The organism is Cryobacterium sp. TMB3-10, assembly GCF_004402305.1.
GTDB classification, from domain to species: Bacteria; Actinomycetota; Actinomycetes; order Actinomycetales; family Microbacteriaceae; genus Cryobacterium; species Cryobacterium zongtaii.
This window is the reverse complement of the sequence record NZ_SOGH01000018.1, coordinates 70342-94148: the sequence shown is the minus strand read 5'-3', so window position 1 is coordinate 94148 and position 23807 is coordinate 70342. Positions and strand designations below refer to the sequence as shown.

General features: G+C 70.3%; 26 protein-coding genes. 14 read left to right on the top strand and 12 right to left on the bottom strand.

The annotated features are described in order from the left end of the window. Positions 1 to 166: 166 nt before the first annotated feature. The 3 genes from E3T22_RS07335 to E3T22_RS07325 are packed head-to-tail and all read right to left on the bottom strand — an operon-like array spanning position 167 to position 4134. The gene (locus tag E3T22_RS07335) at positions 167 to 1801 is read right to left on the bottom strand and encodes a cation acetate symporter (protein WP_241983629.1); all 1635 of its coding nucleotides are present in this window, start codon (positions 1799 to 1801) and stop codon (positions 167 to 169) included. After that, positions 1798 to 2145 (bottom strand): DUF485 domain-containing protein, encoded by a 348-nt coding sequence (locus E3T22_RS07330; RefSeq protein ID WP_088455355.1) that lies wholly within the window; start codon positions 2143 to 2145, stop codon positions 1798 to 1800. Before E3T22_RS07330 ends, E3T22_RS07335 begins: the two co-directional genes overlap by 4 nt. A 33-nt stretch (positions 2146 to 2178) precedes the next feature. Next, positions 2179 to 4134, bottom strand: coding sequence for an AMP-binding protein (locus E3T22_RS07325; protein ID WP_134480457.1), 1956 nt, complete (start codon positions 4132 to 4134; stop codon positions 2179 to 2181). A gap of 89 nt (positions 4135 to 4223) precedes the next feature. Here E3T22_RS07325 and E3T22_RS07320 point away from each other — a divergent pair, with 89 nt between their 5' ends. The 5 genes from E3T22_RS07320 to E3T22_RS07300 all read left to right on the top strand — a co-directional run bounded on the left by E3T22_RS07320 (position 4224) and on the right by E3T22_RS07300 (position 9513). Continuing rightward, positions 4224 to 4907, top strand: a complete 684-nt coding sequence (locus E3T22_RS07320) for a GntR family transcriptional regulator (protein ID WP_241983628.1) — start codon at positions 4224 to 4226, stop codon at positions 4905 to 4907. 27 nt (positions 4908 to 4934) lie between these two features. Further along, a complete protein-coding gene (locus tag E3T22_RS07315; protein ID WP_103479673.1) occupies positions 4935 to 6470 on the top strand; it encodes an MmgE/PrpD family protein in 1536 nt (511 codons plus the stop codon). Further along, positions 6470 to 7378 carry a methylisocitrate lyase gene (gene prpB, locus E3T22_RS07310; protein WP_088455358.1) on the top strand — a complete coding sequence of 303 codons (909 nt, stop codon included), beginning with the start codon at positions 6470 to 6472 and terminating at the stop codon, positions 7376 to 7378. Before E3T22_RS07315 ends, prpB begins: the two co-directional genes overlap by 1 nt. Before the next feature lie 69 nt (positions 7379 to 7447). Next, positions 7448 to 8638, top strand: a complete 1191-nt coding sequence (locus E3T22_RS07305) for a bifunctional 2-methylcitrate synthase/citrate synthase (RefSeq protein ID WP_088455359.1) — start codon at positions 7448 to 7450, stop codon at positions 8636 to 8638. A 29-nt stretch (positions 8639 to 8667) separates the two neighbouring features. After that, positions 8668 to 9513, top strand: coding sequence for an NAD-dependent epimerase/dehydratase family protein (locus E3T22_RS07300; protein ID WP_134480458.1), 846 nt, complete (start codon positions 8668 to 8670; stop codon positions 9511 to 9513). Here E3T22_RS07300 and E3T22_RS07295 read toward each other — a convergent pair. Further along, positions 9446 to 10054, bottom strand: a complete 609-nt coding sequence (locus tag E3T22_RS07295) for an MOSC domain-containing protein (RefSeq protein WP_241983627.1) — start codon at positions 10052 to 10054, stop codon at positions 9446 to 9448. The genes E3T22_RS07300 and E3T22_RS07295 overlap by 68 nt on opposite strands. A 7-nt stretch (positions 10055 to 10061) precedes the next feature. After that, positions 10062 to 10328, bottom strand: a complete 267-nt coding sequence (locus tag E3T22_RS07290; protein ID WP_088455361.1) for a hypothetical protein — start codon at positions 10326 to 10328, stop codon at positions 10062 to 10064. Positions 10329 to 10416: 88 nt separating this feature from the next. On the opposite strand from E3T22_RS07290, the gene E3T22_RS07285 reads away from it, so the two are divergent. The 4 genes from E3T22_RS07285 to E3T22_RS07270 are packed head-to-tail and all read left to right on the top strand — an operon-like array spanning position 10417 to position 13011. Continuing rightward, entirely contained in the window at positions 10417 to 10956 is a 540-nt protein-coding gene (locus E3T22_RS07285; protein ID WP_088455362.1) for a phosphoribosyltransferase, read from the top strand. Then, positions 10953 to 11684 carry a Type 1 glutamine amidotransferase-like domain-containing protein gene (locus tag E3T22_RS07280; protein WP_134480459.1) on the top strand — a complete coding sequence of 244 codons (732 nt, stop codon included), beginning with the start codon at positions 10953 to 10955 and terminating at the stop codon, positions 11682 to 11684. Before E3T22_RS07285 ends, E3T22_RS07280 begins: the two co-directional genes overlap by 4 nt. A gap of 3 nt (positions 11685 to 11687) precedes the next feature. Next, positions 11688 to 12407, top strand: coding sequence for a uracil-DNA glycosylase (locus E3T22_RS07275; RefSeq protein WP_103460829.1), 720 nt, complete (start codon positions 11688 to 11690; stop codon positions 12405 to 12407). A gap of 25 nt (positions 12408 to 12432) precedes the next feature. After that, complete coding sequence (locus tag E3T22_RS07270) at positions 12433 to 13011, top strand: GNAT family N-acetyltransferase (protein WP_088455365.1); 579 nt, start codon at positions 12433 to 12435, stop codon at positions 13009 to 13011. Between the two features lie 14 nt (positions 13012 to 13025). Here the strand turns inward: E3T22_RS07270 and E3T22_RS07265 are convergent, their stop codons facing one another. Beyond that, positions 13026 to 13850, bottom strand: coding sequence for an SDR family oxidoreductase (locus tag E3T22_RS07265; protein ID WP_240632383.1), 825 nt, complete (start codon positions 13848 to 13850; stop codon positions 13026 to 13028). Positions 13851 to 13905: 55 nt separating this feature from the next. Between E3T22_RS07265 and E3T22_RS07260 the strand changes: the two genes are divergently transcribed. From E3T22_RS07260 to E3T22_RS07245, 5 genes are all read left to right on the top strand, one after another. After that, complete coding sequence (locus tag E3T22_RS07260) at positions 13906 to 15333, top strand: amidase (protein WP_134480460.1); 1428 nt, start codon at positions 13906 to 13908, stop codon at positions 15331 to 15333. Between the two features lie 64 nt (positions 15334 to 15397). Continuing rightward, a complete protein-coding gene (locus tag E3T22_RS07255; RefSeq protein ID WP_088455367.1) occupies positions 15398 to 15877 on the top strand; it encodes a Fur family transcriptional regulator in 480 nt (159 codons plus the stop codon). A 38-nt stretch (positions 15878 to 15915) separates the two neighbouring features. Next, the gene (locus tag E3T22_RS07250; RefSeq protein WP_103479666.1) at positions 15916 to 17418 is read left to right on the top strand and encodes a catalase; all 1503 of its coding nucleotides are present in this window, start codon (positions 15916 to 15918) and stop codon (positions 17416 to 17418) included. A 120-nt stretch (positions 17419 to 17538) separates the two neighbouring features. Then, entirely contained in the window at positions 17539 to 17706 is a 168-nt protein-coding gene (locus E3T22_RS19025) for a hypothetical protein (RefSeq protein WP_165787969.1), read from the top strand. Positions 17707 to 17776: 70 nt separating this feature from the next. Then, a complete protein-coding gene (locus E3T22_RS07245) occupies positions 17777 to 18715 on the top strand; it encodes a siderophore-interacting protein (RefSeq protein WP_103479665.1) in 939 nt (312 codons plus the stop codon). Here E3T22_RS07245 and E3T22_RS07240 read toward each other — a convergent pair. The 6 genes from E3T22_RS07240 to E3T22_RS07215 all read right to left on the bottom strand — a co-directional run bounded on the left by E3T22_RS07240 (position 18675) and on the right by E3T22_RS07215 (position 23799). Continuing rightward, the gene (locus tag E3T22_RS07240; RefSeq protein ID WP_088455370.1) at positions 18675 to 19085 is read right to left on the bottom strand and encodes a Fe-S oxidoreductase; all 411 of its coding nucleotides are present in this window, start codon (positions 19083 to 19085) and stop codon (positions 18675 to 18677) included. The two genes, E3T22_RS07245 and E3T22_RS07240, sit on opposite strands and share 41 nt — an antisense overlap. Next, positions 19085 to 20566, bottom strand: coding sequence for an NAD(P)/FAD-dependent oxidoreductase (locus E3T22_RS07235; protein ID WP_241983626.1), 1482 nt, complete (start codon positions 20564 to 20566; stop codon positions 19085 to 19087). Before E3T22_RS07235 ends, E3T22_RS07240 begins: the two co-directional genes overlap by 1 nt. A gap of 48 nt (positions 20567 to 20614) precedes the next feature. Beyond that, positions 20615 to 21406, bottom strand: coding sequence for a crotonase/enoyl-CoA hydratase family protein (locus E3T22_RS07230; protein ID WP_134480461.1), 792 nt, complete (start codon positions 21404 to 21406; stop codon positions 20615 to 20617). A gap of 36 nt (positions 21407 to 21442) precedes the next feature. Further along, positions 21443 to 22276 (bottom strand): arginase family protein, encoded by an 834-nt coding sequence (locus tag E3T22_RS07225; RefSeq protein WP_134480462.1) that lies wholly within the window; start codon positions 22274 to 22276, stop codon positions 21443 to 21445. Positions 22277 to 22334: 58 nt separating this feature from the next. Then, a complete protein-coding gene (locus tag E3T22_RS07220) occupies positions 22335 to 22994 on the bottom strand; it encodes an NADPH-dependent F420 reductase (RefSeq protein ID WP_088455372.1) in 660 nt (219 codons plus the stop codon). Between the two features lie 73 nt (positions 22995 to 23067). Further along, positions 23068 to 23799 (bottom strand): PspA/IM30 family protein, encoded by a 732-nt coding sequence (locus E3T22_RS07215; protein WP_088455373.1) that lies wholly within the window; start codon positions 23797 to 23799, stop codon positions 23068 to 23070. Between the last annotated feature and the right edge of the window lie 8 nt (positions 23800 to 23807).

The window sequence follows — 23807 nt, the reverse complement described above, 5'->3', positions numbered from 1 at the left end:
TCCTCCCAGAACCGACGACGAACCTCACGCGGAAACCCAACACGACCACCCATAACCAACACCTCAATCAATCAGGTGTTGCAACGACCCCCTGAACCCAAGGGGCGCAATTGTCCGCATCGGCCACAGTCGCGGCCGCGGGAAGGGGAGCGGGAGGCGAGCGGGGCTAGTGCTCGCTCGCCTTCTCGGCGCCGAACCCGGTGAGGGAGCGCACCGCCATCTCTGCGGCCAGCTTGGGGTCCTCCCGGCGGGTGCTGGTGACCGAGCCGAGCCAGCCGAGGAAGAAGCCCAGCGGGATCGAGATGATGCCCGGGTTGTTCAGCGGGTAGATCGCGAAGTCCACACCCTCACCGAACATCGAGGTGGGTGTGCCGGAGAACACCGGCGAGAACACGATCAGCAGAATCGCCGACCCCAACCCGCCGTACATGCTCCACAGGGCCCCGCGGGTGGTGAAACCGCGCCAGAACAGCGAGTACAGGATGGTGGGCAGGTTGGCGCTCGCCGCGACGGCGAAGGCCAGCGCCACCAGGAAGGCGATGTTCTGCCCCTGCACGCCGATGCCGCCGGCGATGGCGAGGATGCCGATCACCACGACGGTGCGCCGGGCGATCTTGACCTCGCCGTCCGGGTCACCCTTGCCCTTCTTGATCACGCTGGCGTAGATGTCGTGCGCGAACGAGGTGGCCGCGGTGATGGTGAGACCGGCGACCACGGCGAGGATGGTGGCGAACGCGATGGCCGAGATGAAGCCCAGCAGCAGCGGGCCGCCCAGCGCCAGCGACAGCAGCGGCGCCGCGGAGTTCACTCCGCCGGGCGAGGCGAGAATGGTGTCCGCACCCACCAGGGCCGCGGCGCCGAAGCCGAGCACCAGCGTGAACAGGTAGAACGCCCCGATCAGGAAGATCGCCCAGACCACCGAGCGTCGGGCCTCCTTGGCGCTGGGCACCGTGTAGAAGCGCATCAGCACGTGCGGCAGGCCCGCGGTGCCGAGCACCAGGGCGATGGCCAGGGAGATGAAGTCCAGCGGGTTGCCGCCGTACTGCAGGCCGGGCGCGAGGATCGACTCCGCCGGGGTGACCGAGGCGTTCGCGACGGCGGCATCGAGCAGGGTGGACAGGTTGAACCCGTTGAGCACCAGCACCCACACCGTCATGGCGCCAGCGCCGATGATGAGCAGGAACGCCTTGACGATCTGCACCCAGGTGGTGCCCTTCATACCGCCGATCAGCACGTACATGATCATCAGCCCGCCGACCACCGTCACCACGATGGATTGGCCGAGCTTGTCGTTGATGCCCAACAACAGCGAGACGAGCCCGCCGGCGCCGGCCATCTGCGCGAGCAGGTAGAAGAAGCACACCGCCAGGGTGGTGGTGGCCGCGGCGACGCGCACCGGCCGTTGGGCCAGCCGGAAGGAGAGCACATCCGCCATGGTGAACTTGCCGGTGTTGCGCATCAGCTCGGCCACCAGCAGCAGGGCCACCAGCCAGGCCACCAGGAAGCCGATCGAGTAGAGGAACCCGTCGTAGCCGTTCACGGCGATGGCGCCGACGATGCCGAGGAACGATGCCGCCGAGAGGTAGTCGCCGGCGATCGCGAAGCCGTTCTGGGGCCCGGTGAAGGAGCGACCGCCGGTGTAGTAATCGGCGGCGGTGCGGTTGTTGCGGCCGGCCCGAATCACGATCACCAGGGTGACGGCCACGAAGGCCAGGAAGATCGAGATGTTCAGGACCGGGTTGTTCTCCGTGGGCTCGACCGCGGCGGCGACAGCGGTCAGGCTCATTCCCAGGGCGCTCATGCGGCGACCTTCGCTTCGAGCTCGGCGCGGAGCTCTGCGCCCAGCGGGTCGAGCACCCGGTTGGAGAAGGCGACATACCAGATGGTGATGGCGAACGTCGTGACGAACTGGCCGAGGCCGAGCACCAGGCCCAGGTTGATGCTGCCGAAGACCGGCCGCGCCATCACATCGGGCAGGTAGGCCGCCACCAGCACGTACGCGAAGTACCAGACCAGGAAGAACACCGCCATCGGCACCACGAACCTCCGGCGCCGGCGTTGCAGGTTGACGAAGCGGTCGCTGGTCTCGAAGGCGACATAGTCGATCGAGTCCTCCGGCCTGGTGTCGTTCAGTGATTCCTTCATGGGGCTCCTTTGCTCCGGTGAGATGGGTGGATGTTAGTCGGTTGGTGGGGGCCGGACAGCAAGGGCGAGCGCGTCGAGCACGGCGGGGTCTTCGATGGTGGGCGGGACCTTGTACGGCTCGCCGTCGACGATCTGGCGGATGGTCTTGCGCAGGATCTTGCCTGAGCGGGTCTTGGGCAGCCGGTCCAGGATTCTCACGTCGCGGAACGCCGCCACCGGGCCGATGTGCTCCCGCACCAGGTTGACCAGCTCGGCCGTGAGCAGATCGTGGTCGACCACCGCGCCGGCCTTGAGGGTGACGAAACCGGCCGCCCGCTGGCCCTTGAGCGCGTCGTGCACACCGAGCACGGCGCACTCCGCAACGGCCGGATGCCGGGTGAGCACCTCCTCGAGGGACCCTGTGGAGAGCCGGTGGCCGGCGACGTTGATCACGTCGTCGGTACGGCCCATCACGTAGAGATAGCCGTCGGCGTCGAGGTGCCCGGAGTCCCCGGTGGCGTAGTAACCGGGGAAGGCGGTGAGGTAGGCGTCGACGAAGCGGTCGGCGCCGCCCCAGATGCCCAGCAGGGAGCCCGGCGGCAGCGGCAGCCGGATGACGATGTTGCCGTCCTTGCCCGGCTTGGTGATGGGTGCGCCCTTCGAATCGAGAATCGCGATGTCGTAGCCGGGCACCGGCACCGCGGTGGAGCCGGGTTTGGTGGGCAGCTCCTGGATTCCGCGCGGGTTGGCGCAGATGGCCCAGCCGGTCTCGGTCTGCCACCAGTGGTCGACGACCGGGCAGTGCAGGCCGTCGTTGACCCAGTGGAAGGTCTCCGGGTCGAGCCGTTCACCGGCCAGGAACAGCGCGGTGAGGCTGGACACGTCGTGGCGGGCCAGCTCGGTCAGGTCGGGGTCGACCCGGCGGATGGCCCGGATGGCCGTGGGCGCGGTGAACAACACGTTCACCCTGTAGTCCGCCACGACGCGCCAGAAGGCGCCGGCATCCGGGGTGCCGATGGGCTTGCCCTCGTAGATGATCGTGGTGGCGCCGGCCAGCAGCGGTGCGTAGACGATGTAGGAGTGGCCGACCACCCAGCCGACGTCCGACGCCGCCCAGAACACGTCGTCGGGCCCGATGTCGTAGATGCCCCGCATAGACCAGGTCAGCGCAACGGCGTGACCGCCGTTGTCGCGGATGATGCCCTTCGGGTTTCCGGTGGTGCCGGAGGTATAGAGGATGTAGAGCGGGTCGGTGCTTGCGACGGTGACCGGGTCGGCCGGGGTGGCGGCGGCCTCCGCGTCCGCCCAGTCCAGCCAACGCACGGCGGCATCGTCGGCGGGGTCCCCGGCGTAGTCGGCGGCAGATCCGTCGATCGTGGCACGGTCGCGCACGATGACGGTGTGCACCGAGCCGGCGCTGAGCTCGAGCGCCTTCTGCACCAAGGGGAGATACGGCACCGCCTTGCCGGGCTCCAGGCCGCCGGAGGCCGTGACGATCACCGCGGGCCGGGCATCGTCGATGCGCACGGCGAGCTCGCTGGCCGCGAAGCCGCCGAACACCACCGAATGCACGGCCCCGATCCGGGCGCAGGCGAGCATCGCCACGACGGCCTCGGGGATCATCGGCAGGTACACGATGACCCTGTCGCCCCGGCCCACGCCATTGGCCCGCAGCACCCCGGCGAACCTGGCGACCCGGTCGAGCAGGTCGCGGTAGCTCAGCCGGATGCGGGTGCCCGTCATCGCGGAGTCGTAGATCAGCGCCGTGTGATCGCCGCGGCCGGCCAGGACGTGCCGGTCGAGGGCGTTGTAGCTGGTGTTGAGGGTGCCGTCCGCGAACCAGGAGTAGTCAGTGGGGGAGCGCTCTGTCAGCGCCGTGGTCGGCGCGCTGACCCAATCGACGAGCCCGGCGGCCTGCAGCCAGAAGTCATCGCGCTCGTCGATGCTCCGCCGCCAGACATCGCGGTAGCCCTGGGGGGTCGTGCGAGTGGTTCCAGTGTCTTCGATCATGGTGCGAACCTCTCCATTGAAGCTCTCATGTATACACAAGGTGCGGTTAGTCTTGCACACGCCGGGCAATAGGGGAATAGAATGCGCGTGTGTATACAGAGACCGTGAAATCCGCACCGGAGCGGGCGAGCGACCGGGCCTACAGGGTGTTGCGTGACGAGATCCTCGACGGAGTCCTGCCGGCAGGCACGGTGCTGCTCGAGGTGGAACAGGCCGCCAGGCTCGGCGTCTCCCGCACCCCGCTGCGCTCCGCCGTGGCGCGGCTCGTGGCCGCCGGTCTCGTCGCCGGCCGCAGCGGCCGGGGCTTCTCGGTCACCGAGATGTCGGTCGAGTCGATCAACGATCTCTACGAGCTGCGCGAGGCCCTCGAGGAGCGGGCCGCGACGCTGGCCGCGCGCCGCGATGACCGCACCGCGTTCGGGATGCTGCGCGACCGGTTCGTCGCCGCCCCGGCCCTGCTCGATGCGGGCGAAGACGGCATCCACGAGTACTACGCGCTGATCGACGAGTTCGACGCCGCCATCGACTCCGCCGTCGACAACTCCTTCCTGGTGGGCGCCCTGGTCACCGTGCGCACCCACCTGGCCCGCATCCGCCGGGTGGCCAGGGGAAACCCGGTGCGGCTGCGGGCCGCCGCGGCCGAACACCTGTTGATCCTCGACGCGATCATCCACGGCGACGCTGCGCTCGCCGCGCACGCCACCCACGTGCACCTGCATCTCAGCCTCGCGAGTGTGCTCGCGGTGCTCGAGGCCACCGAAACGACCTCCTGACCTCCCCGATTCGAAAGGACCACCCTCGTGCAGACAACCTCCGTGCGCGTGCACCCCAGCGAGAACAGCCCCGCCAAGACCGACCAGCTGGCCTGGAAGATCGCCGCCTGCGCGGCAGACCCGGTCCCGGTCGACGACGATGTCACCGAGATGATCATCAACCGGGTGATCGACAACGCCGCCGTCGCCGCGGCCTCGCTGACCCGTGCCGCCGTCGCCGCCGCCCGGTCGCAGGCGCTGGCGCATCCCCGGTCGACCGGCGGCGACGGCGCCACGGTGTTCGGCCCGTCCGACACCGAGAGGGTCTCGCCGGAGTGGGCGGCCTGGGCCAACGGGGTGGCCGTGCGGGAACTGGACTACCACGACACCTTCCTCGCCGCCGAGTACTCGCACCCCGGCGACAACATCCCGCCGCTCATCGCCGTCGCCCAGCACCTGGCCGCCCGCCGCGGCCTCACCGGAGGCGACCTGGTGCGCGGCATCGCGACGGGCTACGAGGTGCAGATCGACCTGGCCCGCTCGATCAGCCTGCACAAGCACAAGATCGACCACGTCGCCCACCTGGGCCCGTCGGCCGCGGCCGGCCTCGGCACCCTGCTGGGCCTGGACCCCGACACGATCTTCCAGGCCGTCGGCCAGGCCCTGCACACCACCACGGCCACCCGGCAGTCCCGCAAGGGCGAAATCTCCTCCTGGAAGGCATACGCTCCCGCGTTCGCCGGCAAGATGGCCGTCGAGGCCGTCGACCGGGCCATGCGCGGCCAGACCAGCCCCACCCCGATCTACGAGGGTGAGGACGGCGTGATCGCCTGGCTGCTCGACGGACCGGATGCCGCTTACGACGTAGCCCTGCCGGCCGCGGGTGAGCCCAAACGGGCGATCCTGGACAGCTTCACCAAGGAGCACTCCGCGGAGTACCAGGCCCAGGCGCTCATCGACCTGGCCCGGAAGCTGCACCGCGAGCACCCCGAAATCCTGGTGCCCGGCGCGGTGGCGAGCATCGTCATCCACACCTCACACCACACCCACAACGTGATCGGCTCCGGAGCCAACGACCCACAGAAGTACGACCCGCTGGCCAGCCGGGAAACCCTGGACCACTCGGTGCCGTACATCTTCACCGTCGCGCTCCAGGACGGCTCCTGGCATCACGAGGACTCCTACCGGCCCGAGCGCGCCGGCCGGGCCGACACCGTGGCCCTGTGGAACACGGTCAGCACGAGCGAAGATGCCGAGTGGACCCGCCGGTACCACTCCAGCGACCCCGCCGAGAAGGCGTTCGGCGGCCGGGTCGAGATCCTGCTGGCCGACGGCAGTCGTCTGGTCGATGAGCTGGCCGTCGCGGATGCGCATCCGCTCGGCGCCCGCCCGTTCGTGCGCGCCGACTACGTCGCCAAGTTCCGGCTGCTCGCCGCGAACGCCCTGGAGCCGGCCGAGATCGAGCGGTTCCTGGACCTCGCCCAGCGGCTGCCGGAGCTGACCGCTGCCGAACTCGGCGGCCTCACCCTGGTGGCCCGCCCCGGCCTCCTCGAACCGCTGCCCAGCCTGAACGGAATCTTCTGATGCTCTACTCCGGACTCACCCCCGCCGCCAAGCGCGCGCAACTCCGCGCCGACCTCGCCGGCGGCGAGCTGCTGCGTTTCCCCGGCGCGTTCAACCCGCTCAGCGCCAAACTGATCCAGGCCAAGGGATTCGAGGGCGTCTACATCTCCGGTGCCGTGCTCGCCGCCGACCTCGGTCTGCCCGACATCGGTTTGACCACCCTCACCGAGGTCGCCGGCCGCAGTCAGCAGATCTCCCGGATGACCGACCTGCCCACCCTCGTCGACGCCGACACCGGCTTCGGCGAGCCGATGAATGTGGCCCGCACCGTGCAGACCCTCGAGGATGCCGGCGTGGCCGGCCTGCACATCGAGGACCAGGTCAACCCCAAACGCTGCGGGCACCTGGACGGCAAGCAGGTCGTCGACACCGACACGGCCCTCAAGCGCATCCGCGCGGCCGTCGACGCCCGGCGGGATGCGAACCTGCTCGTGATGGCGCGCACCGACATCCGCGCCGTCGACGGGCTGGCCGCAGCGATCGACCGGGCCAAGGCGCTGGTGGATGCCGGCGCCGACGCGATCTTCCCCGAGGCCATGGGCACCCTGGCCGAATTCGAAGCCATCCGGGCGGCGGTGGACGTGCCGATCCTGGCCAATATGACCGAGTTCGGCAAGAGCGAACTCTTCAGGGTCGACCAGCTCGCCGACGTGGGCATCAACCTGGTGATCTTCCCGGTGTCGCTGCTGCGCCTGGCGATGGGCGCAGCCGTCGCGGGCCTGGACACCATCCTCGCCGAGGGCTCGTTGACCAGCCGGCTGCCGGACATGCAAACCCGCGCCGAGCTCTACCGGCTGCTGGACTACGAGGCTTACAATCGCTTCGATTCGGGGATTTTCAACTTCACTCTGAGCGGTCACGACGGCTAGCCCAGCACCACAACGGCACCACGAAGCAGTACCAGCACGGCTAAGTACCTCAGGACGCAAAGGAGCGAAATGACTATCAACCAGCCCACCCACACGGCCCCGGTGCAACAGCCGGTCGTGCCGGAGATCCACCGCGGCCTGGCCGGGGTGGTGGCCGATACGACGGCGGTGTCCAGGGTCAACCCCGACTCCAACTCGCTGCTCTACCGCGGCTACCCGGTGCAGGAACTGGCCGCGCAGAAGAGCTTCGAAGAGGTCGCCTATTTGCTCTGGCACGGCGAGCTGCCGGACGATGTGCAACTGGCCGCATTCGAAGTCGCCGAGCGGTCACTCCGGCGCCTGGACCACTCGGTGCGCCGGGTGATCGACGAGATCCCCACCTCCGCCGATCCGATGGACGTGGTGCGCACCGCCGTGAGCGTGATCGGCGCCAACGACCTGAGCACCCCGGACTCGTCGGTGGAGGCCAACCTGGCCAAGTCGTTGCGCCTGTTCGCGCAGCTGCCGGCGATCGTCTCGTACGATCAGCGCCGCCGGCACGGCCTCGACCTCGTCGAACCCCGCGACGACCTCGGTTATTCGGCGAACTTCCTCTACATGACCTTCGGCGAGGTGCAGGAGGTCGAGGTCGTCGAAGCCTTCGACGTGTCGATGATCATGTACGCCGAGCACTCCTTCAACGCGTCCACGTTCACGGCCCGGGTGATCACCTCCACCCTTTCCGACCTCTACTCCGCCGTGACCGGGGCGATTGGGGCGCTCAAGGGCCCGTTGCACGGCGGCGCGAACGAGGCCGTGATGCACATCTTCAGTGAGATCGGCCTGGGCGACGGGTCGGCAGAGCGCGCAGAACTCTGGCTGGAGGACACCCTCGCGCACAAGCGCAAGGTGATGGGCTTCGGCCACCGGGTGTACAAACACGGCGACTCCAGGGTGCCCACCATGCACGCGGCGCTGCTCACCCTGATCGACCACTTCGACCGGCCCGACCTGCTCGACCTCTACGAATCGCTCGCCGACGGCATGAAGACCCGCACCGGCATCCTGCCCAACCTGGACTACCCGGCCGGCCCGGCGTACCACCTGATGGGTTTCGACACCGCCAGCTTCACGCCGATCTTCGTCGCCGCCCGGGTGACCGGCTGGACCGCGCACATCATGGAACAACTGGCCGCGAACGCGCTGATCCGGCCGCTGTCGTTCTACAACGGCACGCCGGAACGCCACGTTCCGCCGGCGGCCGACGGCGACGTGCTCTGACGCCGCGCGAGCCGCTCCATACTGGAGTCATGACTGTACTGATAGCCGGATGCGGCGACCTCGGCACCGAGGTGGGCCTCCGCCTGGTCGCCCTCGGCCAACGAGTGGTGGGAGTGCGCCGCCAGGCCGGGGTGCTCCCGGTCGCCCTCAACGGGCAGTCCGTCGACCTGAGCCGCGAGCGGCCCGAGGTGCCGGCGGACACCGAGATCGTGATCGTGACCGTCGCCGCGGGCAACCCAGACCCCGCGGTGTACCGGGCCGCGTATGTGACCGGCCTGGCCAACCTCCTCGACGCCCTCGACGCGACCGGGGTCACCCCGCGCCGGTTCCTGCTGGTGTCCTCCACCGCGGTGTACGACGTGAACGACGGCAGCACTGTCGACGAGGAGACCCCGGCGGCCCCGGGACCGGGCACCGACTCGATCCTGCTCGAGGCCGAGCAGTTGCTGCGCAGCCGGATCCCGGCCGCCGTCGTGCTGCGCCTGGGCGGCATTTACGGCCCCGGCCGGGACCGCCTGATCAGGCAGGTCCGCGAGGGGCGGGCGACGATTGCCGCGCGCGGCCGTCTCAGCAACCGGATCCACCGCGACGACGCCGCGGCCATGATCGTGCACCTGGTCTGTCGGGACACGGCGCCCGACCCGCTCTACCTCGGCGTCGACTCGACGCCGGTGCCCGCCACCGAGGTGCTGGATTTCCTCGCCGACGAACTCGGCCTGCCCCACCCGGAGATCGTCGAGACCGGCGGTCGCCGCGGCGGCGACAAACGCGTGAGCAACCGTCGAATCCTCGAGACCGGGTTCAGCTTCACCTATCCGAGTTACCGGGAGGGTTACCGGGCCGTGCTGGCCGGCCAGGCGGTTCGGCACCCGTAAGCCCCACACCGGTCAGGGGGCTGGTGCAGCGCAGCCGGGCGGGCCCGAGCCGCAGCATCCCGTCGGTCAGCGGTTCGCAGCGCATACCGCCGCGGCCCCGCAGGGCCCGGTGCGCGCCGGGAGCCAGCACCACGTCCATCCAGGCGCACGGGTTCGCCGGCCGGTTGACCAGAAATTCGACCGGGCCGTCGCCGGTGTCGAGCGAGAAGGTGGCGCCGCGCAGAGAGTCGATATCCACCCCGCGCAGCAGGACGTTGCGCCGGGTGGCGGCCGGGTCCAGGGTGCGCGGCAGGCCGAGGTCATCCGCCACCTGCGCCAGAACGTCGGCGTTCATCACGGTGACCGACGCGTGCACGTGCGCCGGTTTGGCGAAGTGCCGGTCGCCCACGATGCCCAGGCCCGCCCGCAGGCGGACGCTGGGGTGGCTCTCCGCGCCGACCATCGGCAGCGGCCCGTCGGCCGGGCGCCCCTCGTAGCGGTGCACGGGGGAGGCCAGGAGCAGCACGATCTCCACCTCGGCGCTGTGCGGCAGAAGGCTCACAAGGCGGTTACGGCGCCATCCCGGACTCGACCGGCACGAATTCCACGTTGTTGGTGGGGTGCACGGTCTTCGCCGGCGCGCGGGAAAAGCCCTTGGCATCCAGGCGGTTCTCGGCGCGGAAGGTAGCCAGCGCCGTGTCGTACAGGTCGTTCAGCCGAGCGCCGGTGTACTCGCCGGTCGTGCCGTCGGTGAAGAGAATCGCGATGGGGGTCTTGCTGGGGAAGTGGCGGTTCATGCGGATGAAACCGTGGGCGTCCTGGTGCAGTGTGATCATGGGTCAATTCTCCTGTAACCGGGGCGTCGCCGCGGAACCGGGCCCTTCGGCCGCGCACTGCGGCCGCCCGAGGTTCTACCATTGACAAATGCAACCCGACCAGCAGCAAACCGCGCCCCCCGCCACCATCGACCCGCCGCGCGAGGTGCTGGAGTGGACCGACTTCGCCGACGCCTCCAGGTCGCTGGCCTCGACGGTGCTGGCCAGCGGCTTCCAGCCCGATGTCGTGATCGCCATCGCCCGCGGCGGACTGCTGCTCGCCGGAGCCATCTCCTACGCCCTCGGCACCAAGAACTGCGGCTCCATCAACGTCGAGTTCTACAGCGGCATCGACGAGCGCCTGCCCGAGCCCGTGCTGTCCGGCCCGATGCTCGACGCCCCGGCCCTGGCGGGCCTGCGGGTGCTGCTGGTCGACGACGTCTCCGACTCCGGCCACACCCTCGCCCTCGTGGTCGGCATCCTCAAGGAATCGGCCGGTGAGGTGCGCTCCGCCACCCTGTACACCAAGCCGCGCACCGTGCACGTGCCCGACTTCACCTGGCGCGAGACCGACGGCTGGATCGTCTTCCCCTGGTCGTCGCTGCCGCCCGTCACGGCCACCCCGCTCACCTCGGTGGTCGACGCATGAGCATCCACCTCATCGGCGGCGGCTGGGCCCCCGAAAACGACACCGAGAACGACGCGGCGGTCTTCGGGCCGTTCCTGGCCGAGGCCGCCCTGCGGGCCACCGCCGCTGGCCGCACCGACCCGCGGATCGCGATCATCGTGGTGCGGAACGGCGACGGCGACGACCACGCCGCCAAACTCGTCGCCGCGCTCGAAGCAGCCGGCCCGCTTGACCCCGTCATCACGTCGCTGGCCCTCGATGGCCTGGCGACCCTGCTGGCGGTGGCGGATGCCGACGGCATCGTCATCGGCGGCGGCCTCACCCCCGCCTACCTCACGGCCGTCGCGCCCATCGCCGGTGAGATCCGCCGCCAGGTGGCCGCCGGCATCCCGTACCTGGGCTACTCCGCCGGCGCGATGATCGCGGCCGAGCGAGCCCTGCTCGGCGGCTGGCGCATCGGCGGCGTGCCGGTGAGCCCGCAGGAAGCCTCGGAAGACCTCGACGAGATCACCATCGAGAACGGCATCGGCCTGCTCGACGTGACCGTCGACGTGCACGTCGCCCAGTGGGGCACCCTGAGCCGCATGGTCGCCGCCACCGAGGCCGGACTCATCCGCGGCGGCCTCGCCGTGGACGAGGGCACCGTGCTGATCGTGGGCCAGGGCACCCTCGGCGTGGCCGGCGCCGGCAGTGTCTGGACCGTCAGCGAATCCGAGGGCGGGGTGCTGGTGAGCACCTTCGGCGCCTAGCGGATGGCAGAACCCGCGCTGATCGCGGCGCCGATCGACCCCGGTTGGGCGCGCGCCTTCGGCGTCCCCGGCGCGGGGGATGCGCCGGTCGACGTGAACACCGTGGACCCGTTCGCGGCCCCGCTCGCCTTCGCGCGGGCCGACGCCGCGGCCGGCGAACGAGTGCTGCCCGCGCCGGAGCACATCCTGCGGGCCTTCCGGCAGCCGTTCGCCGACGTGCGGGTACTCATCGTGGGCCAGGACCCGTACCCGACCCCAGGGCATCCGGTGGGCCTGGCCTTCTCGGTGGCCGCTGAGGTGCGCCCGGTGCCGCGGAGCCTGGGCAACATCTTCACCGAGCTGCACGACGATCTCGGGCTGCCGACCCCGGCCACCGGCGACCTCACCCCCTGGACCCGGCATGGCGTGCTGCTGCTCAACCGGGTGCTCACGGTGCGGGCCGGCGCCGCGGGCTCGCACCGGCGACACGGCTGGGAGGCCGTGACCGAGCAGGCCATCCGGGCGCTGGCCGCCCGCGGCACGCCGCTGGTCGCCATCCTCTGGGGCAAGGACGCCGAAAACCTCGCCCCGCTATTGGGAGACACCCCCACCATCGTCTCCGCGCATCCGAGCCCGCTGTCGGCCCGACGTGGATTCACCGGATCGCGCCCGTTCAGCCGGGCGAACGCGCTGCTGGCCGCGCAGGGCGCCGCGCCCATCGACTGGTCGCTGACGGTAGCCTGAACAGCATGTGGAGAGGACCCGTCCGGTGTTAGAAGAGGAATACCAGCCCCGTCGGCGGCTGCCGCGTCACCTGTCTCCGGCGCCGGCGCCCGAGGCGCCGTTCGAGTACGCGCTGCGCGACGCGGTGGAGACCGACCTGCCCCATATTCAGGAGATCTACAACTATTACGTCGCGAACAGCACCGTCACCTTCGACGAGGATGCGATGACGCTTGCCGAATGGCGCGACAAGTTCCACTACCTGGCCAAGCTCGGCATGCCGTTCATCGTCGCCGAGTCCCCTGCCGGCCAGCTGCTCGGCTACGCCCTGGTGAGCCCGTGGAAGCAGAAGAAGGCTTACAGGTTCACCGTCGAGAACTCCATCTACCTCGGTGCCGCCTCCACCGGCAAGGGGCTGGGCCGGGTTCTGCTGGCCGAACTCATCGAGCGGTCCAGGGCCGCCGGCCTCAAGGAGATCATCGCCGTGATCGCCGACCAGGGCGCCGACGCCTCGATCAAGCTGCACCAGGACTTCGGTTTCGAGGAGATCGGCCGGATGGGCAAGGTCGGCTTCAAGTTCGAGCGTTGGCTGGGCACCGTGCTGCTTCAGAAGAGCCTGAAGTAGCGGCAGCCGGCAACTCAGCGGCGCGACAACCGCCCGGTCACCGTCACCACGGCGCGCCGGGGTGCTGTTCCGGCCAGCCAGGCGACGACCCGGTTCTGGCCGCCGACGACGGTGTGCGGGGGAGTCGTGGCCGCGTCGAGAGCGGCGAAGGCCGTGTGCATCACCTCGTCGACGCTCATCAGACGCCGCGGCCCGTCCGGTGACCGCCGGGCGACGGCGTAGAACTCGGTCTCGGTGGGGCCGGGGCACACCGCGGTGACCTTGAGGCCGGTGGCCCGCGTCTCGTACCAGAGCGCCTCGGTGAGGCTGAGCACGTAGGCCTTGGCGGCGGCGTACACGGCCAGCCGCGGCACCGGCTGGAACGCTGCGGTGCTGGCCAGGTTCACCAGTGCGGCCCCGTGCGGATGGGCGAGGGCCGCGGCCTGAAGACCGGGCAGCAGGGCGTGGGTGAGATCCGTCAGCGCCGCCACGTTCACGGCGACCTGGTCGTGCACCCGGCCGGCCGGCGCATCCACCAGGGCGCCGAAATGGCCGAAGCCGGCGTTGTTGACCAGGGTGGCCACCCGGATGTCGCGTTCGGTCAGGTCCCGCACCAGCTCGGGTACGGCGCCGGGTTCGGCGAGGTCGAGCGGAATCACCGTCGACACGGTGCCGTATTTCTCGGCCAGGTCCACCGCGAGGGCCTCCAGGCGGTCGAGCCGCCGGGCGGTGAGCACCAGGTCGGCGCCGCGGCGGGCGAGCTCGTGCGCGAAGCCCACCCCCAGCCCGCTGGACGCGCCGGTGACCAGGGCGGTCGTGCCCATCGGGTTGTACAGCGCGGCAGTCTTGGTGCGGGTCATCCTCCGAGGCTACCCTCGCCGGGGTTTCCGGCGCCAGCATGGCTAGGCTCGGGGGATGGCCGACCTCTTCGAACTGACCGCCCTCGACCAGTGGCGGTCGCTGCAGCGGGGCGAGATCGGCCCCACCGACCTCACCGAGCACTACCTGGCCCGCATCGAGCGGCTGAACCCCGGGCTCGGCGCTTTTGTCACCGTGACCGCCGAGGCCGCCCTGGCCAGGGCCCGGTTCGTGGAGAACGAGGTTCCCCGCACCGCACCGCTATGGGGCCTGCCCTTCGGCGACAAAGATCTGCAGCTGCGCGCCGGCGTGCCCGCGCGCCTGGGCTCCCGGCTGATGCGGGACAACGTGCCCGAAACCAGCGACCTGCTCGTGCAGGCCCTCGACACTGCCGGCGGAATCAGCCTGGGCAAGACCAATACACCCGAGTTCGGTCTGCCCTCCTACACCGAGAGCCTGGCCGCCCCGCCGGCCCGCAATCCCTGGAACCCCACTTTCGGCGCCGGCGGCTCCAGCGGCGGCGCCGCGGTGGCCGTGGCCGCCCGGATGCTGCCGTTCGCACCCGGGAGTGACGGCGGCGGCTCGGTGCGGATCCCCGCCGCCGCCTGCGGCCTCGTCGGCCTGAAGCCGTCCCGGGGCCGAATTCCGGCGGCGAGCGGCCTCGACGTGCCCGGCGGACTGCCGGTGGCCGGCCCGCTGGCCCGCACCGTGGCGGATGCGGCCCTGCTGCTGGACGCCATGATCGCGCCGGGCGGCGGCCGGCCGGAGCATCCGTTCTCGGTGCGGGCGCCCGGGGGAGACGAGCAGCTGCTCGGCGCCGCCATCCGCGGTGAGGGCCGGTACCAGCTGGGCGTGATGACCACCTCGGCCTGGGACGACGCCTACGAGATCAGCCTGGCTCCCGAGGCCCTGGCCGCGCTCACCTCGGCCGTGGACGGCTTCGCGGCGATGGGGCACGGCATCGAACAAACCGCCCTCACGGCAGACCCGAGCTACGCGCCGGCCTTCCGGGCGATGTGGCAGCTCAGCGCGGCCCGGATCCCCGCCGAAACCCCGGAGCAGGAGGCCCTGCTCGAACCCCTCACCCGGTGGCTGATGCACCGCGGCCGTTCGCTGACCGGCAGCGCCGTGGCCGAGGCGCTGAGCACCCTGGCCGCCTACGAGCGCTCGTTCATCCGTCAGCTGGCCCGCTTCGACGCCGTGCTCACGCCCGCGCTGGCGCTGACCCCGCGACCTGTGGGCTGGTACGACGCCACGGATGGCGAACGCAACTTCGCCCAGCAGGTGCAGTACACGCCGTTCACCTCGATGGTGAATGTCTGCGGCCTGCCGGCCATCACCCTGCCCGTCGCGCAGACCGCCGACGGGCTGCCGATGGGTGTTCAACTGATCGGCCGGCCGGGCGGCGAGGCCACCCTGCTGGCGCTCGGGGCGCAACTGGAGCGCAGACTCCGCTGGCAGGACCGGGTGCCGGCCGGCCTGTGACCGGCGTGTCTTGTTTTGAGTAATTCAAAACAACTGCTAGCGTGAGGGCATGCACAGACACGGAATGGACGACCAGGCGATACCAGCCGCCCTCGACCACGCCGCCGACCATGCCGCCGAGATTCGCGCTGCGGGACTGAAGGTCACCGCACCCCGGCTGGCCGTGCTTGGCGGGCTCGCCGAGTCTCCGCACGCCACCGCCGACCAGCTCTTCGAGGCCGTCAGCCGGCAACTGCCCGGCACCTCCCTGCAGGCGGTCTACGGTGTGCTCGGCGCCTTCAACACCGCCGGTCTGGTGCGCCGCATCGAACCGGCCGGCTCCGCCGCGCTGTTCGAGCGCCGGGTGGGCGACAACCACCACCACATCGTCTGCACGAACTGCCACAGCGTTCGCGACGTGGAGTGCGTGACCGGCGAAGCTCCCTGCCTGACCCCGTCTGACACCGCCGGCTTCGTCGTGCAGACCGCCGAGGTCACCTTCTGGGGTCTCTGCCCGGACTGCCAGACCGGCACGACGCTCCCCTCGACATCCACCGACTTCTAAACGACGCGAACGACCAGCACATGACACGAAGGAGCACCATGACAACACTGCCCCCCACCACCACCCAGACCGGAACCCCGGTTCCCAGCGACGAGCACTCCCTCACCGCCGGCGCCGACGGCGTCACCGCCCTGCACGACCGCTACCTGGTCGAGAAGCTCGCGCAGTTCAACCGCGAGCGCATCCCGGAGCGCATCGTGCACGCCAAGGGCGGCGGAGCGCACGGCGTTTTCGAAGTCACCGGTGACGTGTCCGCATACACCCGCGCGGCGCTGTTCCAGCCCGGCGCGCGCACCGACACCCTGCAGCGCTTCTCCAGCGTCGCCGGCGAGCAGGGCAGCCCGGACACCTGGCGCGACGTGCGCGGCTTCTCGGTGAAGTTCTACACCCAGGAGGGCAACTACGACATCGTCGGAAACAACACCCCGGTGTTCTTCATCCGCGACGGCATCAAGTTCCCCGACTTCATCCACTCGCAGAAGCGCCTGCCCGGCTCCGGCCTCCGCGACGCCGACATGCAGTGGGACTTCTGGACCCTCTCGCCCGAGTCCGCCCACCAGGTGACCTACCTGATGGGCGACCGCGGCCTGCCGCGGTCCTGGCGCACCATGCCCGGCTTCGGCTCGCACACCTACCAGTGGATCAACGCCGCCGGTGAGCGCTTCTGGGTGAAGTACCACTTCACCTCCAACCAGGGCAACATCGAGATGGAAGGCGCAGAGGCCGAGCTCATCGCCGGCGCCGACGCCGATTACTACCGGCGCGACCTCTACGAAGCCATCGACGCCGGCGACTTCCCGTCCTGGGACGTGCACGTGCAGGTCATGCCCTACGAAGAGGGCAAGACCTACAGGTTCAACCCGTTCGACCTCACCAAGGTCTGGCCGCACGCGGACTTCCCGCTCATCAAGGTGGGCACGCACACCCTCAACCGCAACCCGGGCAACTTCTTCGCCGAGATCGAACAGGCCGCGTTCTCGCCGGCCAACTTCGTGCCCGGCATCGCCGCCAGCCCCGACAAGATGCTGATGGCTCGTATCTTCTCCTACCCGGATGCCCAGCGCTACCGCGTGGGCACCAACTACAACCAGCTGCCGGTGAACGCGCCCCAGGCCCCGGTGCACAACTACTCGCAGGATGGCGCCGCCCGGTACCACTTCAACGACGCCAGCGCCCCGGTCTACGCGCCCAACTCGCTCGGCGGCCCCGTCGCCGATCCGGCCCTCGCGGGCGACGGCAGCTGGGAGTTCGACGGTGCGCTGGTGCGCAGCGCCGCCACCCTCCGCTCCGAGGACGACGACTTCGGCCAGGCCGGCACCCTCTACCGCGACGTCTTCGACGACGCGGCCAAGGCCCGGTTCCTGGAGACCATCACCGGTGCCGTCGGTGGCGTCACCCGCCCCGAGGTCAAGGAACGCGCCATCCAGTACTGGACGAACGTGGACACCACCCTCGGCGCGAGCCTCAGGCTGAACCTGGCCACCGACGCTGCGGCCGGCTCGGCCAACGTGGCCGCTGAGCCCGTCGGCGTCGGCGAGTAGCACCCGCACCACCTCACTCGCGCGGCCGGCCCAGCCGGCCGGCCGCGCGATCACGCACCACCACCAGCACGCGTCCAATGAAGCTCTGCGTCGAAACCAGCCCCACCCGACAGGAGCATCATGAATTCCTACATCAGCATCGCCGGCCCCCGCACCGATCGTTCAGCCGAGCCGGCCGGCTACGTGAGCAGCGGACAGCCCGCCGCGATCCCCACCGGCTACGTCAGCCCGGCCACGCGGCGCGGCGCGGGCAGCTACGTCGCCAGCGAGTGGGTCACCGCCGCGTAACGACCCACCTCGGAACCGTTCACCGGAAATCGCTAGGTGAAACATAGGTAAGGCATGCCATACTTAGGCCATGCTTACCTCGACAGTCGCTCCCGCGCCGGCCGCCGCACGCGTGCGGGCACCGCGCCCCAGCTACCGCCCGTTCGCCGTCTCGGTGGCCCGCGTGCAACGTCTGTCGACAAATTTCACCCGGGTGACCTTCACCGGCCCCGACCTGCACGAATTCGGCACCGCCGGCCTCGATCAGCGCATCAAGCTCGTCCTCCCGCTGCCCGGCGTCGGGGTCTCGTCCTTCCCGCAGAGCGACTCCTGGTACGAGACCTGGCGCGACCTGCCCGCGGAGCGCCGGAACCCCCTGCGCACCTACACCGTGCGGCACGCCCGCCCCGAGCACCGCGAGGTGGACATCGACTTCGTCACCCACGGCGACGCCGGCCCCGCATCGCGCTGGGTGCGCGCCGCGATCGTCGGCGACGAGGTCGCCATCGTGGGACCTGTCGCCGACGGCGACAACCCGATCGTGGGCATCGAGTGGGCCCCGGGCAACGCCAACACCGTGCTCATCGCCGGCGACGAGACCGCCGCTCCGGCGATCTGCGCCATCCTCTCGGCCCTGCCGCGCACCGCTCGGGGCTGCGCCTACATCGAGGTGCCCGAAGACGGCGACGCGCACGAGACCAACGCTCCCGACGGGGTCACCGTGACCTGGCTGGCCCGCAACGGCGCCGCCCACGGTTCCGCGCTCGAATCCGCCGTTCGGGGCTGGACGGCCCGCTTCCTGACCGCACACCACAGCGGTACCGAGCTGCCCGACATCGACATCGACGAGAGCATCCTCTGGGAGGTGCCGGACGGATCGGCTCTCGACGGCGAGCTCTACGCCTGGCTGGCCGGTGAAGCCGGTGTGATCAAGCGGCTGCGCCGCTTCCTCGTCTCCGAGGTCGGCATCAACCGTCGCCAGGTGGCCTTCATGGGGTACTGGCGTGACGGGCGCGCGGAGCACGCGTAGCCGCACGCTTCTGGCGTAGGTAGCCGCCTTTCTCCAGGCCCGCCTCGATCTCGAACCGGTTCTTCAACGGGTCCCGCCCGGCGAGCAGATACAGCAGCGGAAAAAGCATGCCGTAACGCTGCCACTGCACCTTGTGCACGGCCTCGTGCTCGAGCACATCTGCCGTCACGTTCTGGTTGGTGAGGTAGACGGCGCCCACGCAGGAGCCGCCGCGGCCGAACGACCAGGCGGGCAGCCCTCGGAACACGAACAGGCCGTTCCGGCGTTCGACGCGGCCGGTGCTCCAGATCGCACCCCAGACCAGGCCGACGGCGGTGGCGTACAGATACCCGGCCCGGCTGAGCGGGGAATCGAGCAGAAGCCGTCGCATCAGAGGCTCCGGTCGCTGCTGGCCGGCAGCCGGCCGTAGGCCTCGAGCAGCCGCAGCCAGACCTCGCTGAGGGTGGGGTAACTGGGCACAGCGTGCCAGAGCCGGCTGATCGGTACCTCGCCGACCACGGCGATGGTGGCCGCGTGCAGCAGCTCGCCGACACCGGCGCCCACGAAGGTGACACCCAGCAGCACCTCGGTGTCGAGGTCGACGATGGCGCGGGCCTGCCCGCTGTAGCCGTCGGCCAGCACGCTGGCGCCGGCGACCCCGGCCAGGTCGTAGTCGAGCACCCGGATGCGGTAGCCGGCCTGCTCGGCCGCCGCGGCGGTCAGCCCGACCGAGGCCACCTCGGGGTCGGTGAAGGTCACCTGCGGCACCGCGGCGTGATCGGCCGTGGCCACGTGGGTGCCCCACGGTGCGTCGTCGACGATCCGGCCGCTCGCGCGGGCGGCTATGACGTCTCCCGCGGCCCGGGCCTGGTACTTGCCCTGGTGGGTGAGCAGGGCCCGATGGTTGACGTCGCCGGTGGCGTAGAGCCAGTCGCCGGCCAGGGCGGCGGAGTCGCCGGTGACCAGCAGGGTGTCGTCCACGTCGACCCAGTCGCCCGGAGTGAGGCCCACGGTCTCCAGGCCGAGGTCCTGGCTGCGCGGCACCCGGCCGGTGGCCACGAGCACCTCGTCGGCCGTGATGGTGCGGCCGTCGGCGAGCACCAGGGCCACCTGGCCGGTATCGATGCGGCGGGCGGCGGTGGGGCTGGCGCCGGTGAGCACCTGGACACCCGCGTCGGCGAGGGCGGCGGCCACCAGCTCGCCGGCGAACGGTTCCTGGTCCCGCAGCAGGGAGCTGCGCACGAGCAGGGTCACCTCGGCGCCAAGCGACCGGTACGCGGCGGCCATCTCCACGGCGACGACACCACCGCCGATGATGGCGAGATGGCCGGGCAGGTTCGTCACCGAGGTGGCGTCCCGGCTGGTCCACGGTGACACGTCGGAGAGGCCGTCGATGTCGGGCAACAGGGCGCTGGACCCGGTGCTGAGGACCACGGCGTGCCTGGCAGTGACGACCACCGGCCCATCCGTCGTCTGCACGGTGACCTCGCGCACGCCGCTGAGCCTGGCGTGGCCGCGCAGCAGGTCGATGCCCGCGGAGGCCAGCCAGTCGGCCTGGCTGTCGTCGTTCCAGTCGTGCGTGAAGGTGGTGCGGCGCCCCAGCACGGCAGCCACGTCGAGCTGCCCGGTGACCGCCTCGGCCGCGCCGGCCACCCGGCGGGCCGCGGCGAGGGCGGCGCCGCTGCGCAGCAGCACCTTGGAGGGCATGCAGGCCCAGTATGAGCACTCGCCGCCGACGAGTTCGGCCTCCACGATGAGGGTGCGGAGGCCCCCCTGCACGGTGCGGTCGGCCACGTTCTCGCCCACGGCGCCGGCACCGATCACGATGACGTCATAGCTACGGGTGGCGGGCATCGCTGCAGAGTCGGTCATCGTCGCAGCCTACCGACCGTTCCCGGGAGGAATCCAGAGTTCGCCAGACTAGCGTCCCTGGAACGCGGCGGGCTGGCGCGAGAGGAACGCCTCCATGCCGATGCGGGCATCCGTCGACCCGGCCAGGCGCGCCAGGGCGGGCTGCAGCTCGGCCTCGGCCGCTGCGGGTCCGTCACGGAGCGCCGTGCGGGCGCTGGCGAGGGTGGCCTGCACGGCCAGCGGCGCCTGCGCGGCGATGCGCTCGGCGAGCTCGATGGCACGGTGCAGCTCGCGACCGTTCGGTACGATCTCCTGCACCAGCCCCATCCGGTGCGCCTCCCTGACGTCGAACATGTCCCCGGTGAGCAGCCAGCGCATGGCATTGCCCCAGCCGGCGGCGCGCGGGAACCGGATCGTGGCGCCGCCGAACGGCAGAATGCCCCGGCTCACCTCGATCTGGCCGAACCGGGTGGACTCGGCGGCGACGACGATGTCGCTGGCCAGCATCAGCTCGATGCCCAGGGTGAGGCAGGTGCCCTGCACGGCGATCACCACGGGCTTGGTCAGCGCGGTGCCGTCGACCTGCCAGGGGTTGAGGCCGCCCTCAGGCACGATGTCGATACCGTCGGGGCCGAGCCGCGGGCCCACATCGGCCAGGTCGAGCCCGGCGGTGAAGTGCTCGCCGCGAGCGTGCACCACACCCACGCGCAGCTCCGGGTCACGCTCCAGCTCCCCGTAGGCCAGCGCGAGCTGCTGCAACATGGCGAAGTCAGCCGCATTGCGCTTCTCGGGCCGATTCAGCCCGATCAGCAGCAGGTGCCCGCGCCGCTCGGTCACGACTCTCAAGTCCTCCGTGGTCATGGTTGATCTCCTTCGATCAGGCAAGCGAAAAGGTCGTCAGCGGGTGATCGCGCTGATGATGCGCAGGATGCTGGGCAGGTCGTCGTTGGCAGCCTCGGGGGAGGACGGCGCGAAGCCGGCGATGGTGGCGCCGGCCAGAGAGAATTCGGCGCGGAGCGCCGTGATCGCGGCGGTGAGGCCCTCCACGGCCAGACCGAACGGGTAGATGTTCGACAGGCCGACGATCGTGGCAGGATCGAGCACGTCGAGGTCGATGTGCACATACACGTGCGCGGCGCCGGTGCGCTTGACCGCGGCCACGACCGCCGCCGGGGTGCCGAAATCCTCCACCGGCACCAGCGGGATGCCCTGCTCCGTGATGTAGACATCTTCGGCCGGGTCGATGTCGCGCACGCCGGCCAGCACCACCCGGTCCGGGCTGAGCCGGGTATCGGCGTCGAGCGCGAGACCGTCGACGCCGTCACCGAGGATGGCGCGCAGCACCATGCCACCGAAGCCACCGGACTGCGAGGATTCGCTGGTGTGCAGGTCGGGGTGGGCATCGAACCAGACCAGCGCGATGTCGCCGGGGTGCCGGCGGGAGGCGTGCTCGACGGCGCCGAAGGACACCCCGCAGTCGCCGCCGATCGTGAGCACCGGCTCCGAACCGGCTCGGAGCACGGCCAACTGCCGGTCACGCACCGTCAGCAGCGCCGAGAACCGGTGGATGCCGGTGTCCAGGGCATCGCCCGCTTCGGCGGGCACGTCGACGGGAAAGGTGACCGAGGAGGGCAGGTCGCCCTGGATCGCCTCCGCCCCGTCGACCAGGCGCATCGCGCGCGGAGAAACCGAACCTTGCCACTGCGGCACGACCACGTAGTTGGGGGACACCACCCCAGTATGCCCCTCGGCCCCGGCCGGGCGCATCTGCCAGTTCGGGGGCGTCGGCCTAGACCGCCTGCGGCATGTCCCGGTAACGGATGGCCGCGCTCACCGCCTCGCGCAGCTCGAATTCGTCCATCCGCGGGCCGTAGCCCGGGGTGTCGCGCTGGATCCGCCAGCCCTCGTTCAGCGGGCCGAGGTCCACGGTGTCGAAACCGAAGTCGTCCAGCAGCGCAGTGACGACCGCGCGGGCCTCGGGGTCGTTGCCGGCGATGACGAGGGCACGGCGATTCGCCGAGCCGGCCGGCTGGCCGTCGGTGGTGAGGTCCGCGGCGTAGATGTGGTTGAACGCCTTCACGACCCTGGCGTCCGGCAGCAGGTCCTGCAGCAGCTCGGCGGTCGTCGAGGTCTCCTCGTCGAGGGCCACGATGTTGCCGTCCCGCTGGGGGTAGTAGTTATTGGTGTCGATCACGAGCTTGCCGGCCAGTTCGGGCAGCGGCAATGTGTCGATGGCGTGCAGCGGGATCGTGACGATCACCAGATCACCGGCCGCGGCGGCCTCTGCGGGCAGGGCGGCGCGGGCCCGCGGCCCGAGTTCGGCCACCAGGCCCTCGAGGGTCGCCGGACCGCGGGAGTTGCTCACCACGACGTCGTATCCGTTGGCCACGCCGAGGCGGGCGAGCTGGCTGCCGATATGACCGGCACCGATGATTCCGAGAGTAGTCATGGTGGTGACAATACAGAACGGCCCCGGGGTATTCCCGTGGCCGTTCCGGATTCACGCTGTGTGAGGCGGTGCGCTACTGCTCGATCGAGGAGGGCGAGCCGGCCTTGAGCGCGGCGAGGCGGGCATCCACCTCGGTGAGCTCACCGAGGTCGTCGAGGCTCTCGAACTGCGCGTCGAGGCTGGATGCGGCGAGTTCGCTGGCGCCACGCACCTTGGCCTCTTCGCGGCGGATCTTCTCCTCGAACCGGCTGACCTCGCTGGTGGGGTCCATCATGTCGATGCTCTTCACGGCATCCATCACCTGCGACTGCGCGGCAGCGGTCTTGGACCGGGCGATGAGTTCGCTGCGCTTGGCGGTGAGCTGGCCCAGCTTGGTCTTCATGGTGTTCAGGCCGGTCTTGAGCTGCTCCACGACGGCGGTCTGGCTCATGATCTGCGGTTCGGCGTCCTTCGCCTCCTTCTCGGACTGCAGCTGGCGGCCGAGGGCCACCTTGGCCAGGTTGTCGAACTTGTCGGCGTCGGCGGCGTTGCCATTCGTGCGCAGTTCGTCGGCCTTGCGGCTGGCGGCGAGGGCCTTGCGACCCCACTCGCCGGCGGCCTGCACGTCTTCGCGGTGGTCGTCTTCGAGCATGCGCAGGTTGCCGATGGTCTCGGCGATCGCGCTTTCGGCATCGGCGATGCTGTTGGTGAAGTCACGCACCATCTGGTCGAGCATCTTCTGGGGGTCTTCCGCGGAGTCCAGCATCGCGTTGATGTTCGCCCGGGTGAGCTGGGCGATGCGGCCGAAGATCGACTGCTTGGTCATGTGAGTGT